The sequence below is a fragment of the Aeromicrobium sp. WCS2018Hpa-31 genome, from assembly GCF_031843905.1.
Taxonomy (GTDB): Bacteria; Actinomycetota; Actinomycetes; order Propionibacteriales; family Nocardioidaceae; genus Aeromicrobium.
The window spans coordinates 160,360-174,356 of sequence record NZ_JAVTJF010000009.1 but is presented as its reverse complement, the minus strand read 5'-3'; the positions used below and the strand labels follow the sequence as shown (position 1 = coordinate 174,356).

At 71.0% G+C, this 13,997-nt stretch carries 10 protein-coding genes; 2 read left to right on the top strand and 8 right to left on the bottom strand.

Annotation, left to right across the window (positions count from 1 at the left end; translation table 11 throughout):
* Positions 1–835 precede the first annotated feature (835 nt).
* The 7 genes from tuf to RQG84_RS13360 all read right to left on the bottom strand — a co-directional run bounded on the left by tuf (position 836) and on the right by RQG84_RS13360 (position 10,678).
* Positions 836–2,029: an elongation factor Tu gene (tuf, locus tag RQG84_RS13390; RefSeq protein ID WP_055964264.1), complete on the bottom strand. Its 1,194-nt coding sequence runs from the start codon at positions 2,027–2,029 to the stop codon at positions 836–838.
* Between the two features lie 107 nt (positions 2,030–2,136).
* A complete protein-coding gene (gene fusA, locus RQG84_RS13385) occupies positions 2,137–4,248 on the bottom strand; it encodes an elongation factor G (RefSeq protein WP_311210411.1) in 2,112 nt (703 codons plus the stop codon).
* A gap of 70 nt (positions 4,249–4,318) precedes the next feature.
* A complete protein-coding gene (rpsG, locus tag RQG84_RS13380) occupies positions 4,319–4,789 on the bottom strand; it encodes a 30S ribosomal protein S7 (RefSeq protein WP_055964258.1) in 471 nt (156 codons plus the stop codon).
* Positions 4,789–5,163 (bottom strand): 30S ribosomal protein S12, encoded by a 375-nt coding sequence (gene rpsL / locus RQG84_RS13375; protein ID WP_055964255.1) that lies wholly within the window; start codon positions 5,161–5,163, stop codon positions 4,789–4,791. Before rpsL ends, rpsG begins: the two co-directional genes overlap by 1 nt.
* Before the next feature lie 582 nt (positions 5,164–5,745).
* Entirely contained in the window at positions 5,746–8,613 is a 2,868-nt protein-coding gene (locus tag RQG84_RS13370) for an FAD-linked oxidase C-terminal domain-containing protein (RefSeq protein ID WP_311210410.1), read from the bottom strand.
* Entirely contained in the window at positions 8,607–9,926 is a 1,320-nt protein-coding gene (locus RQG84_RS13365) for a hydroxyacid-oxoacid transhydrogenase (protein WP_311210409.1), read from the bottom strand. Before RQG84_RS13365 ends, RQG84_RS13370 begins: the two co-directional genes overlap by 7 nt.
* The gene (locus RQG84_RS13360; protein WP_056573259.1) at positions 9,923–10,678 is read right to left on the bottom strand and encodes a GntR family transcriptional regulator; all 756 of its coding nucleotides are present in this window, start codon (positions 10,676–10,678) and stop codon (positions 9,923–9,925) included. The genes RQG84_RS13365 and RQG84_RS13360 overlap by 4 nt, the downstream gene beginning before the upstream one ends.
* 172 nt (positions 10,679–10,850) lie before the next feature.
* Here RQG84_RS13360 and RQG84_RS13355 point away from each other — a divergent pair, with 172 nt between their 5' ends.
* Entirely contained in the window at positions 10,851–11,978 is a 1,128-nt protein-coding gene (locus RQG84_RS13355) for a hypothetical protein (RefSeq protein WP_311210408.1), read from the top strand.
* Between the two features lie 29 nt (positions 11,979–12,007).
* On the opposite strand, the gene RQG84_RS13350 is transcribed toward RQG84_RS13355, so the two are convergent.
* Complete coding sequence (locus tag RQG84_RS13350; protein WP_311210407.1) at positions 12,008–12,502, bottom strand: NUDIX domain-containing protein; 495 nt, start codon at positions 12,500–12,502, stop codon at positions 12,008–12,010.
* A 38-nt stretch (positions 12,503–12,540) separates the two neighbouring features.
* On the opposite strand from RQG84_RS13350, the gene RQG84_RS13345 reads away from it, so the two are divergent.
* On the top strand, positions 12,541–13,620 hold the full coding sequence (locus tag RQG84_RS13345) for an acyltransferase family protein (RefSeq protein WP_311210406.1): 1,080 nt from the start codon (positions 12,541–12,543) through the stop codon (positions 13,618–13,620).
* Positions 13,621–13,997 lie beyond the last annotated feature (377 nt).

Genomic DNA, 13,997 nt, shown 5'->3' with positions numbered 1-13,997 from the left:
GCCCCTGGGGCTGGTTCTCCCTGGAGGGGATCGCTCCCCCTCCGCCCCCGAGGTCGGGCGTGTCGCGGAGTTGACCACGAGCGTGCGCGAACCTTCTGGAGTTGGGTGGTTGGACCGCCGGTCCCGGGCCGCGGCCTCTGACGAGTCCGCGTCTCCTACGTTTCCAGCAGCCAGGCCGTTCACCGTGCGGCGCACCCGTCGGTCCCGGCGTGAGTTCCGGGCAAGCACGCCCCAGCAATACGGCCGGAGCAACCGCACTAGTCTGACAGAGACTCCCCCGCAAACACAAATCGCCCCCTCCCCCGTCGTCACGCGGCGTTCGTCGGGACTCCCGGCGTCCTGCGTCTGCGCTGCTGCGGCTCTGCCTGGGCCTGCCGCTGCGTCGGTCCGGCTCGTCCTCGAGGTGGTCTCCGAAAGCGCCTCGACCGCGGAACTGGGTGCGCCTCCGGACCGGGCTCGCGGGCTCCGGAGGGGCCGGGACGTAGGTGACGCACCCGAACTGCCCCGTCAGAGGTAGGTGACGTACCTGTCCGCCGCGCTGAGAGGTGTGAGTCCTACCGCCGACCAGACGGTCAGGTGCGTCACCTACCCCCACGCACTCGCCGACTGCCCGGGAGCCCGCCCGAACCCGGTGCCACCCGGCCGGTCGAGGCCCTCTCGGAGGCCGCCGCGGACGTGACCGTAGCCGGCGCACCACCACGTCGAGCGCCACACAGCCAGCGCACGGCGAGTCGAGACCCCCGCAGGAAGCGCGCGCCCGGGCCCGGACACGACGAAGCCCCCCGGACCCGAGGGTCCGAGGGGCAACGCTCAGCAGTGCTGGTGTGTCGTCAGATCACTTGTTGATCTTGGTGACACGGCCGGCGCCGACGGTGCGGCCGCCCTCGCGGATGGCGAAGCGCAGGCCCTCCTCCATGGCGATCGGCTGGATCAGCTCGACGCTCATCTCGGTGTTGTCGCCGGGCATGACCATCTCGGTGCCCTCGGGCAGCGTGACGACGCCGGTGACGTCCGTCGTGCGGAAGTAGAACTGCGGACGGTAGTTGTTGAAGAACGGCGTGTGACGGCCACCCTCCTCCTTGGACAGGATGTAGACCTGGCCCTCGAACTCCGTGTGCGGCGTGGTGGAACCGGGCGCGATGATGACCATGCCGCGCTCGACGTCCTCACGCTTCGTGCCACGCAGGAGCAGTCCGACGTTCTCGCCGGCCTGGCCCTCGTCGAGCAGCTTGCGGAACATCTCGATGCCCGTGACGGTCGTCGTCTGCTTGGTCTCACGGATGCCGACGATGTCGACGGTCTCGTTGACCTTGACGATGCCGCGCTCGATACGACCGGTGATGACCGTGCCACGACCGGTGATCGTGAAGACGTCCTCGACCGGCATGAGGAACGGCTTGTCCGTCTCACGCGGGGGCAGCGGGATGTACTCGTCGACCGCGTTCATGAGCTCGAGGATCGACTCGCCCCACTTGGCGTCGCCCTGCAGCGCCGGGTGAGCAGCGACCTTGACGACGGGGACGTTGTCGCCGTCGAACTCCTGGTCGCTGAGCAGCTCGCGGACCTCGAGCTCGACGAGCTCCAGGATCTCCTCGTCGTCGACCATGTCGCACTTGTTGAGCGCGACGACCATGGCGGGGACGCCGACCTGGCGGGCCAGGAGGACGTGCTCACGGGTCTGCGGCATCGGGCCGTCGGTGGCGGCGACCACGAGGATCGCGCCGTCCATCTGAGCCGCGCCGGTGATCATGTTCTTGACGTAGTCGGCGTGACCGGGGCAGTCGACGTGCGCGTAGTGACGGTTCTCCGTCTGATACTCCACGTGCGCGATCGAGATCGTGATGCCGCGCTGACGCTCCTCGGGAGCCTTGTCGATCTGGTCGAAGGCCGAGGCCTCGTTCAGATCGGGGTACTTGTCGTGCAGCACCTTGGTGATCGCCGCGGTCAGCGTCGTCTTACCGTGGTCGATGTGACCGATGGTGCCGATGTTCATGTGCGGCTTGGTCCGCTCGAACTTCGCCTTAGCCACTGGGGCTCCTTCTGGGTTGTGAGTTGCAGTGTCTGGAATGTTGCCGGATCTGAAAGCCGTCGAGTCCCGCGGGGAGACCTAGGCCACCTTACCGATGACGCCGAGCGTTACTCGCCGCGGGCCTTCTTGATGATCTCCTCCGCCACGGCCTTGGGGACCTCGGCGTAGGAGTCGAACTGCATCGAGTACGAGGCACGCCCCGAGGTCTTGGACCTCAGGTCGCCCACGTAGCCGAACATCTCGGACAGCGGTACCAGTGCCTTGATCATCTTGGCACCGCCGTAGCCCTCCTCCATCGCCTGGACCTGTCCACGGCGGGAGTTGAGGTCGCCGATCACGTCGCCCATGTAGTCCTCGGGCGTCGTGACCTCGACGGCGAACATCGGCTCGAGCAGAGCCGGGTCGGCCTTGCGTGCGGCCTCCTTGAAGGCCATGTTGCCGGCCAGCTTGAACGCCAGCTCGCTGGAGTCGACGTCGTGGTACGCGCCGTCCTCCAGGGTGAACTTGACGTCGACCATGGGGTAGCCGGCGAGCACGCCGAACTCCATGGCTGCCTGACCGCCGGCGTCGACCGAGGGGATGTACTCCTTCGGCACGCGACCACCGGTGACCTCGTTGTGGAACTCGTAGCCGCCCTCGCCGCCCGCGTCGGGGCCGTTGGGGGCCACGCCGATGACGACCTTGGCGAACTGTCCGGAACCACCGGTCTGCTTCTTGTGGGTGTAGCTGTGACCGGTGACCGTCTTCTTGATGGTCTCGCGGTACGCGACCTGCGGCTTGCCGACGTTGGCCTCGACCTTGAACTCGCGCTTCATGCGGTCCACGAGGATGTCGAGGTGGAGCTCGCCCATGCCGGCGATGATCGTCTGTCCGGTCTCCTCGTCGGTGTGGACCTGGAACGTCGGGTCCTCCTCGGCGAGCTTCTGGATGGCGACGCCGAGCTTCTCCTGGTCGCTCTTGGTCTTGGGCTCGATGGCGACCTGGATGACCGGGTCGGGGAAGGTCATCGACTCGAGCACGATCGGCTTGGCCGAGTCGGCCAGCGTCTCGCCCGTGGTCGTGTCCTTGAGGCCCATGACGGCCACGATCTGGCCGGCGCCGACCGACGCGATCTCCTCACGCTTGTTGGCGTGCATCTGGTAGACCTTGCCGATCCGCTCCTTGCGGCCCTTGGTCACGTTGAGCACCGAGGTGCCCGACTCGAGGCGACCGGAGTACACGCGGACGAAGGTGAGCTTGCCCAGGTGCGGGTCCGTGGCGATCTTGAAGGCCAGGCCGGCGAACGGCGCGTCCTCCGACGGCGGGCGGGTGTCCTCGACGGTCTCGTCCTTGGCGTCGTGGCCCTTGACGTCGCCCACGTCGATCGGGGACGGCAGGTAGTCGACGACGGCGTCGAGCAGGGGCTGGACGCCCTTGTTCTTGAACGCCGTGCCGCACAGCACCGGGTTGAGCTCGGCGGCCAGGGTGGCGCGACGGATCGCGGCCTTCAGCTCGTCGACGGGGATGTCCTCGCCGTCGAGGAACTTCTCGGCGATCGCGTCGTCGACGTCGGACAGCGTCTCGAGGAGGGCCTCGCGACCCTCGGCGGCGGCGTCGGCGAGCTCGGCCGGGATCTCCTCGACCGTGTAGTCCTCACCGATCGTCGTCTCGCCGCGCCACGTGAGGGCACGCATGCCGACGAGGTCGACGACGCCGAGGAAGTCGCTCTCGGCACCGATGGGCAGCTGCAGGACCAGCGGCGTGGCGCCGAGGCGCTCGCGGATGGTCTTGACGCAGAAGTCGAACGAGGCGCCCGTGCGGTCGAGCTTGTTGACGAAGCACATGCGCGGCACGCCGTACTTGTCGGCCTGGCGCCACACGGTCTCGGACTGCGGCTCGACGCCGGCGACACCGTCGAACACGGCGACGGCACCGTCGAGGACGCGCAGCGAGCGCTCGACCTCGACGGTGAAGTCGACGTGACCGGGGGTGTCGATGATGTTGATCTGGTGGTCCTTCCACCAGCAGGTCGTCGCGGCGGACGTGATGGTGATGCCGCGCTCCTGCTCCTGCTCCATCCAGTCCATGGTGGCGCCGCCGTCGTGGACCTCACCGATCTTGTAGGTGATGCCGGTGTAGAACAGGATCCGCTCGGTGGTGGTGGTCTTGCCGGCGTCGATGTGCGCCATGATGCCGATGTTGCGGACCCGGGTCAGGTCGGTGGTGATGTCGGTTGCCACGTGGCTTCAGCTTTCCTTCGGAAGTCTTGGATGTTCTGTCGCCGGAGCACCGGGGTGCTCCGGCAACCGGCTACCAGCGGTAGTGGGCGAAGGCGCGGTTGGCCTCGGCCATCTTGTGCGTGTCCTCGCGCTTCTTGACGCTGCCGCCGAGGCCGTTGCTGGCGTCGAGGAGCTCGTTCATGAGGCGCTCGGCCATCGTCTTCTCGCGACGCTCGCTCGAGTACTTGACCAGCCAGCGCAGGGCGAGGGTGGTCTGGCGGGCGGGGCGGACCTCGATCGGGACCTGGTAGGTCGCACCGCCGACACGACGGGACTTGACCTCGAGGGCGGGCTTGACGTTGTCGAGCGCGCGCTTGAGGGTGACGACCGGGTCGGTGCCGGACTTGTCGCGGGTGCCCTCGAGCGCGGTGTAGACGATGCGCTGGGCGGTCTGCTTCTTGCCGTCGACGAGGATCTTGTTGATCAGCATCGTGACGAGCTGGTTGTTGTAGACCGGGTCGGTCTCGGGGATGCGCTTCGGCGCGGGACCCTTGCGAGGCATTAGCTCTTCTCCTTCTTCGCGCCGTAGCGGCTGCGAGCCTGCTTGCGACCCTTGACACCCTGGGTGTCGAGGGAGCCGCGAACGATCTTGTAGCGCACACCCGGGAGGTCCTTCACACGACCGCCACGCACGAGCACGATGGAGTGCTCCTGGAGGTTGTGGCCCTCACCGGGGATGTACGCGGTGACCTCGGTACCGGAAGAAAGACGCACACGAGCGACCTTTCGAAGCGCCGAGTTCGGCTTCTTCGGGGTCGTGGTGTAGACGCGGGTGCAGACACCGCGGCGCTGGGGCGAGCCCTTGAGTGCCGGCGTGGTGGTCTTGGTCACCTTGGTCTGGCGGCCCTTGCGGACCAGCTGGTTGATCGTGGGCACTACGGACTTCTTTCTTCAGGCGAGAAGGACTCTGAGTCGTGCTGCACTCGCCGCCGAACTGGTGCTGGGTGGCGGGATGCGCGCAGCGGCCTGGCAGATCCAGGCACAGCACTCAACAGTACCTTCCCGCACAACGCCCGGGCAAATCGCGGAGTTCCCCGTCGCCGGGCTGCTCCGGCGGGCTCGCGTCCTGCGACTGCGTCGGCTCGGACTCGTCCTGCGGCTGCGCTGCCTCGGCGCCGAGCGGGGTCGGGCTCCGAGAGGCCTCGACCGGCCAGCCCGCCCCGGGCCGGCGCGGCCCCCGGGCTGCGTCGGGCAGTCAGAGGTAGGTGACGCACGTACCTGGGCCGTCGGAGGTAGGTGTCGCACGTATCTGGGCCGTCGGAGGTAGGTGTCGCACGTATCTGGGCCGTCGACAGGTGCGACACCTACCTCCGGCGCGACGGTTCGGTGCGTCACCTACCGCTGACGGCCCGGGGCCACGAGCGACGACGCCGAAGCCCAGCCCGGCCCGGGAACCCGGGCCAAGGACGCACCCGGGACCACCGGTCGAGGCCCTTGCGGCACCCACCTCGACGAGGCTTACTCCCCCGGCGCGAGCAGCTCGGTCAGGTGGATCGCCGGCACGCCGGCCAGGTCGTCGAGCTGGGTGCGGCAGGAGAAGCCGTCGGCCAGGACGACCGCGCCCTCCCCCATCGCGCGGACGGCGGGCATCAGCTGCTGCTCCGCGACCGCCACCGACACCTCGTAGTGGCCACGCTCGACCCCGAAGTTGCCGGCCAGGCCGCAGCAGCCCGACAGCCTCGTGACCGTGGCCCCGGTCCGGCCGAGCAGGTCCATGTCGGCCTCGAAGCCGAGCACCGACGACTGGTGGCAGTGCGGCTGGACGACGACCTCGGTGCCCCTGAGGTCCGGCGGCTCCCAGCCGTCGGTCCGCGCCAGCAGCTCGGCCACGGTGTGGACGCCGGCCGCGACCTCGACGGCCCGCGGGTCGTCGGTCAGCTCCACGGCGTCGGACCGCAGGACGGCGAGGCACGAGGGCTCGAGGCCGACCACCGGCACGCCGGCGGCGACGTACTCGTGCAGCACGGCAACGGTGCGCTCGACGAGCTCACGGGCGGTGTCGAGCTGGCCGGTCGTGATCCACGTGAGTCCGCAGCACGACTGCTTCTGCACGACCTCGACCCGGTAGCCGGCCGACTCCAGGAGCCGGACGGCGGCGAGGCCGCCCGACGTGGAGAAGTACTCGGTGAAGGAGTCGGCCCAGATCGCCACGCGCGGTCGCTCGTCGCGGGAGGCCTCGGCCCGAGTCGTGAGCAGCGGTCGCGCCGCCCGGCTGAAGCGCTGCGTGGCGAAGGCAGGCAGGCTGCGACGCTGGTCGACGCCCGCCACCCAGCGCGCCACGTGGGCGAGTCCGGGCACCCGCAGCGCGAGGTTCGCCAGGCGAGCCACCGGAGAGGTGAGCCGCGCCCAGAACGGCAGCTTGCCGAGCACGTAGTGGCTGCGGGGACGGACCCGCCCCCGGTAGGTCTGGTGCAGCACCTCGGACTTGTAGGTGGCCATGTCGATGCCGGTGGGGCAGTCGCTCAGGCAGCCCTTGCAGGAGAGGCAGAGGTCGAGCGCCTCGTGCACCTCGGGAGCGCGGTAGCCGCCGGTGACGAGACGTCCGTCGACCATCTCCTGCAGCACACGGGCGCGGCCACGGGTGGAGTCCTTCTCGTCGCGGGTGGCCTGGAACGAGGGGCACATGACGCCGTTCGACGTCCGGTTGTCGGCCAGGCACTTGCCGACGCCGGTGCAGCGGTGCACGGCGGCACCGAGGTCGCCGTCGTCGTGCAGCAGACGCAGGCCGCGACGGGTGCCCTGGAGGCCGGCTGCCCAGCCCTTGCCCTGCGCGCGGAGCGAACCGTCGATGGGGTCGGGGTCGACGAGGACGCCGGGGTTGAGCAGGTCGTCGGGGTCGAGCACGTGCTTGACCCCGCGGAAGAGCGCCAGCGCCGGGGCGGAGTACATGAGCGGCAGCAGCTCCGAGCGGGCCCGGCCGTCGCCGTGCTCGCCCGAGAAGGAGCCGCCGTGCGACGCGGTCAGGCGGGCGGCGTCCTCGATGAAGGCCCGGTACCCGGCCGGACCACCGGGCTCGGAGATCGGGAAGTCGATCCGCACGTGCACGCAGCCGTCGCCGAGGTGGCCGTACGGCTCGCCGTGCAGGTCGTGCTGCCGGAGCAGGGCGTCGAAGTCGCGCAGGTAGGCGCCGACGCTCGCGGGCGGCACGGCGGCGTCCTCCCAGCCGGACAGCGCGGGGCGGTCCCAGATGCGTGACGCGAGACCGGCGCCCTCCTCGCGGATCCGCCAGAACGCTGCCTGCTCGGCCACCGACGTCACGTGGCGGTGCGCCAGCGCGGCCGAGTCGGCCACGACGCGGTCGGCCTGGGCCGCGAGCTCGGCGGGGTCGTCGCCGGCCAGCTCCACGTAGAGGAAGCCGCCGCCGCGGGGGTACTCGGGCACGCCCGCGGCACCCTTGGCGGCCCGGTAGACCTCGATGATCCGGGCGCCGAGGCCCTCGCAGGCGATCGGACCGTGCGGAAGCATGGTGGGCACGTCGTCCCCGGCCTCGGCCATCGACCCGTACCCCAGCACGACGAGGTGCACGTGGCGCGGCGTGGCCACGAGGTCGACGGTGGCACCGAGCAGCACGCCCAGCGTGCCCTCGGACCCGGCCATGAAGGACGCGACGTCGAAGCCCCGCTCGGGCAGCAGGTGCTCGAGGCTGTAGCCGGAGACCTGGCGGCCGAAGCGGCCGAGCTCGGTGCGCACGGTCGCGAGATCGGTCGCGACGACGTCGCGCAGCCGGTCCAGGGTGGGCGACGTCGCGGTGACGTCACGACCCACCACCAGGCGCTCCCCCGTCCCCGTGGCGAGGTCCAGCGCGGCCACGTTGTCGGAGCTGCGGCCGTACCCGAGGGCACGGTTCCCGCACGCGTTGTTGCCGATCATGCCGCCGATCGTGCAGCGGGTGTGCGTGGACGGGTCGGGCCCGAATCGCAGCCCCTGGGGCGCGGCCACCTTCTGCAGCGCCGCGTGCACCACACCCGGGTCGACCCGTGCGACCCGCCGCTCGGCGTCGACCTCGTGCACCCGGTTGAGGTGCTTGGCGAAGTCGACCACGATCCCGGTGCCGACGGCGTTGCCGGCGATGGAGGTGCCGGCGCCGCGGGACGTGACGGGCACCCCGGTGGCGCGCGACGCGTCGAGGACGGCGAGCACCTCGTCGACCTCGCGCGGCCGCACGACCACCTGCGGCACGACGCGGTAGAGCGAGGCGTCGGTGCTGTAGAGCGCACGCGTGGTGGTCGAGTCGTCGACGTTGGCGACGCCGCGGCGGCGCAGCTCGGCCACCACGTCGGTCGCGGAGGCGCTCCCGGCCGTCGGCGGTGCCTCGAGGCTCACCACAGCTCGAGCGAGGCGTCGAGGATCCCCGCGACGTCGTCCTCGGTGACCTCGCGCGGGGCCGTGGCGAGGAGGCGCTGCTGCTTCATGGCGCCGTCGACGAGCGGGTCGAGGTCGGCGGCGCCGAACCCGACGGCGGCGAGGCCGGCGGGGATGCCGACGTCGCGCATGACCGCCGTGAGCACCTGCGGCAGCAGGTCGGCCGGGTCGTCGGTCATGACGGCGTCGGGGTCGAGCAGGCGGGCGGCGCGCACGTGGCGGTCGGGGGCGGCGTCGAAGGTGAACCGGAACGCGGCGGGTGCGGTGAGGGACACCGCCATGCCGTGCGGCACGAGGCCGGCGTGGCCGGAGGCGCCGTCGTCGGCCGGGTAGTGGTCGGGACGGAACTCGCGGACCTGTCCGGCGATCGGGTAGGCGTTCGCGTGCGGGATGTGCACGCCCGCGTTGCCGAACCCGAGCCCGGCGAAGGTGGCGGCCGTGGCCACCTGCGTGCGCGCCTCGAGGTCGCCGCCGTGGGTCACGGCGCGGCGGAAGGACGTGGCCATGAGGGCGAGCGCGCGCTCGGACCAGACGTCGGAGATCGGGTTCGAGCCGCAGTAGGGCACCCGCTGGTCGGCGGTCTTGGCCTCGTAGGACGCGTAGGGCCGAGCCGTGTAGCTCTCCAGCGCGTGGCACAGGATGTCGAGCCCGGACGCGGCGGTCACGTTCGCCGGCTGGGTCAGGGTCAGCTCGGGGTCCACGACGGCCAGGGTCGGCCGCAGCCGGGGGTGGGAGATGCCGGTCTTGACGTGCTGGCTCACCACGTCGAGGACGCAGATGGTCGTGCTCTCGCTGCCCGTCCCGGTCGTGGTCGGCACGGCCACGAGGGGAAGCAGCGGGTTGGCCGGGGCGCGACCGCCGCCGACGGGGGCGTTCACGTAGTCCATGAGCTCGCCGTCGTTGGTGAGCATCAGGTCGACGGCCTTGGCGGTGTCGATGCTGCTGCCGCCACCGACCGCGAGCACAGCGTCGAACGGGCCGTTCTCGCGGGCGAAGGAGATGGCCTCGAGCAGGCTCGCGTCGGTGGGCTCCACCCGACTCCGGTCGAAGGTCACGACGTCGATCCCGTCGCGACCGACGCGCTCGGCGATCTCGGCGGGCGCCCCGGTGGCGGCCACGCCGGGGTCGGTCACCAGCAGCACCCGGCGCGCGCCCAGCACGGCGAGGTCGTGGCCGAGCTCGTGGCGGGCGCCGACGCCCAGCTTGAGGCCGGGAGCACCGTAGGTGAAGACGGTCTCGGGATGGTCGGGGGCGAACCCGCTCGCACCGTGGCTCATGTCCGCTCCTGCCGGCCGGGATCCGATGATCGGGAGATGTCGTCCGACAGTAGCATGCTACTGACGACGAACGAGGCCGTCCGCGTCCTCCAGGCCGCGACGTCGACCTCCGGGTCCAGCTGGCGCGCGAGCAGCTCGGCGGTGTGCACGAGGTGGTCGCGCATGAGCACCGCCGCGCTCCGGACGTCGCCGGCGACGACCGCCTCGACGATGGGCGTGTGCTCCTCGAGGATCTCCTGCGCACCACGCGACCGGTGCAGGGTCACCGCTCCTCGCGCCTGGATGGAGGCGCGCAGCGCCAGCACCTCCTCCCCCAGCCTGCTGTTGCCGCTCACCGCGTGCAGGGCGGCGTGCAGGGCCCGGTCGTGGCCGTCGAACGCCTGCTCGTCCCCGTCCCGGGCCGCCTGCTCCATCGCCGCCAGGTGACCCTCCAGAGCGGCGCACTGGTCGGCGTCGGCGTGCCGTGCGGCGAACGCCGCGGCCGGGACCTCCAGCAGCAGGCGCAGGTCGAAGACCTCCAGCACGTCCTGCACCGTGACGCCCCGTACCCGGAGCCCCCGGTTGCGCTCGACCGTGACGAGCCCGGCGTCGGCCAGGCGGAGCACCGCCTCGCGCACGGGGGTGCGGGAGACCTCGAGCTCGTCGGCGAGCCGGTAGATCGAGTGCTGGGACCCCGGAGCCATCCGACCGGTCAGGATCTCCTCCCGCAGGCGGGCGAACACCCGCTCCGCGGTCGTCGTGCGCGCGGTCATCGCGTCGCCTCCTCGCCCCGTGTCCGGACCTGACGCGCCAACCTACCGCGCCTGCGTCGACCTGGGAGGCGCACCGTTGTGCGCCTGCGGCAGGATGGAACGGACCGGTTCGCGCTCCGGACCGGTCGAGGCACGCCCCCGCACCGGGCTCGACCCAGCCCCGAGGAGACCCATGAGACGGACCGCGACCCTGCTCGCCCTCGTCGGCGTGCTCACCCTCGGCGCGTGCGAGACCCGGTCCCAGTCCGACGTCGACCCGAGTGCCGACCCGAGCGCCCAGGCCTCCGCCGGCGTCGACGTCACCGAGCACGAGTCCGGGCCGCAGAGCCCGATCTCCTACGGGCTGGAGGTGCCCTCCGGCGCCGCGCAGCTCGGCCCGCTCGTGCGCTACCGCAGCCCCGCACTCATCGAGGCCTACCAGCCGCAGCTCGACGCGGCCGAGGCCCAGAGGGAGGCGGCCGAGGCCGAGGGCGACGAGGACGCCGCCGAGACGCCCGAGCCCACGCCGAGCGAGAGCGAGACGCCCGCGACGCGCCCCAGCGACGACACCTTCGCCCTGATCGACGACGCACCTCGCCCCGACGTCACGATCTCGCTGCTGCGCGTCGACGGGGACCCGACGCTCGTACTGCGGCGGCTGATCGCCCAGGTCAACGCCGTCATCCCCGATGCCAACCTCGTCGAGGACGACCTCTCGCAGTACTGCAGGGCCGAGGGCAAGCGGATCACCGGCTGCACGGTCTCCGCGCGCGGCGCCACCGCCGACGACCGCGACATCCGCATCACCATCACTGCCGACCCCGGCGACGTGGCCACCCGTACCGCCTACCCGGCCAGCGACCGCCGTCCCGTCATGACCGTGCGCGCCGAGTACCTGGGTGATCCCCGCAGCGGTCAGCTGGAGCCCCGCGCCTCCTCGGCCGAGGTTCCCCGCGACGTCGAGGGCGAGGACCGGTCCGGGCTCATCTGGCCGAGCATGGACGTCGAGGCCGAGGGCAGCGAACCCCTGCTCGACGGACGCTGGACCGTCCCGTCCACCGGGACCCTCCTGCTGAGCGGCGACCGACCGCGCTTCGCGGCCGTCGTGGCCGACCGGGTGCGCGAGGCCGACGCGATCGCCGAGGACTTCGCCGCCAGCGTCGGAACCCCCACGAAGGACGTGGTGGAGGACCTCAACGAGATCAGCACGACGTACTCGGCGCGCGGCGAGGACGGGAGCCGCGCCCGCGCGACCTTCGTGCTGTCGGCCCGCGGGAGCTACGCGATGCTCTTCTACACGCCCGCGCCCGCCAAGCCCTGATCGTCCCGGCTCGCTACCGGTACTGCCCGCTACCGATACTGCTCGAGGTGATCGAGCGCGTGCTGGACGGCGGGCAGCAGCCGGCGTTCTCCGTCGTCGACGTGGTCGAGCGGGAGCCAGGCCGCGACATCGGCGGTGCCGTCGACCTCGACGACCCGAGGCTCGGGCAGCGGTCGACCGGGCCCTGCCCCCTCGACGGTGACGGCGTACAGCAGGTGGACGCCGTGGTAGTCCTCGAACCGGTCGTCGCGCCCCGGCGCCACGGTGTGCACGTCGTGGACGTCGACCAGGCGGCTGGTGGTCGCGGCGAGACCCGTCTCCTCGTGCAGCTCGCGCAGCACGGCGTCGTGCGGCGACTCGCCGTGCTCGACGCCGCCGCCGGGCAGCGCCCACCACCCCGCGGGGTAGCCGGACGGCGAGACCCGGGTCAGCAGCAGGTGCGGCACGCCGTGCTCGTCGTCGACGACCACGACCGCGTAGGCACCCAGTCGCTGCGTGCGACGGGCGTCCTGGCTGCTCGTCATCGGCTCCCCCTTGCCCGCTCCACTAGAGTTCATCCACGATGAGCGCTCTCGACCCGTTGCCCATGACGACCGCCGCTCCCAAGGAGCGTGTCGCCTACCTCGACAACGCACGGTACTGGGTGATGCTGCTCGTCGTGATCGGGCACTCCCTGACGCAGTTCGTGGCGATGGACTCCGCCCGCGGCGTCTACGTGTGGATCTACGCGTTCCACATGCCGTTCTTCATCCTGATCTCCGGATACACCGCGCGCCGGTACATGGGCGACGCCCGTCAGGTGCGGCGGATCGTCAGCACCCTCGTCGTCCCGTACCTGATCGTCGAGATCTCGATGCAGATGATCACGCGTCACTACACCGACGAGCCGGACCCCTACATGTTCCTCTCGCCCCAGTGGCTGGCCTGGTTCATGGCGGCGCTGTTCGTGTGGCGGCTCACGACCCCGATCTGGCGGGCGCTGAAGTACCCGATCACCACCTCGATCGCGATCTCCCTGCTCGTGGGCCTCATCGAGGTGCCGAACGTGCTCGCGCTGCCGAAGATCCTCGGGTTCCTGCCCTTCTACGTGATCGGGCTGCACATGAGTCGCGAGCGCTTCGAGCGGCTGGCCGACACCCGCATCCGCATCGCGTCGGCGCTGCTGCTCGCCGGCAGCTTCGTGGTCTGCTACCTGTACTCGGCCGACTGGACGCTCGACTGGCTGCTCTGGAAGCAGCGCTACGACGAGGACCCGCTGGGCGCCACCCCGCTCGAGGGGATCACGCAGCGCGCCGAGCTGTTGGTGGTGGGCCTCGTGCTCACGTTCGCGGCCCTCTCGCTCGTGCCGCGTCGCCGCTCGTGGACGACGCTCATGGGCAGCCGCACCTTCTACTGCTACCTCCTCCACGGCTACATCATCCTGGTCCTGCGGTACCAGTTCGAGGTCTTCGACCGGATCGACCGGTACGGCGCCCCCGCCGCGGCCCTCACGATGGTGGTGGCCGTCGTGGTGGCCAACCTGCTGATGACCAAGCTCGTCTCCACCGTCTTCCGTCCCATCTTCGAGCCGCGCCTGACCTGGTTGTTCCGTCCCGAGGCGGACGCGAAGGCGGCCGAGAAGAAGGCGGCCACGGCGGGCTGAGTCGGCGCGCTGCCGGCGGCGGGTCTCGACCTACGTGTGCGCTGCCTGCGCGGATCCGGTCCGGGCGTGGGGTGACGCAGGATTCTGCAGTTGCGCGCGAAGGACCGAACGATGCTGCGTTCGCGACCGGATCCCGTCACGAACGCAGAACCGTTCGATCTCCCGCGCACGAACGCAGCATCCTGCGTCCCCGAGGCCCGACGACAGCCCGAGAACCCGACGAAGGTCCTGCCCAGCCGCCCGGTCGAGGCCCTTTCGAAGACCGCGCCGAGCGCTGGCCGAGGCAGCGCACAGGCAAGGTCGCGGCCCCCTGCGAGAGCGCACCGGCGGGTCGGGACGAACGGCGACAGCGCACCGCCACGTCGTCCGCCCGAACG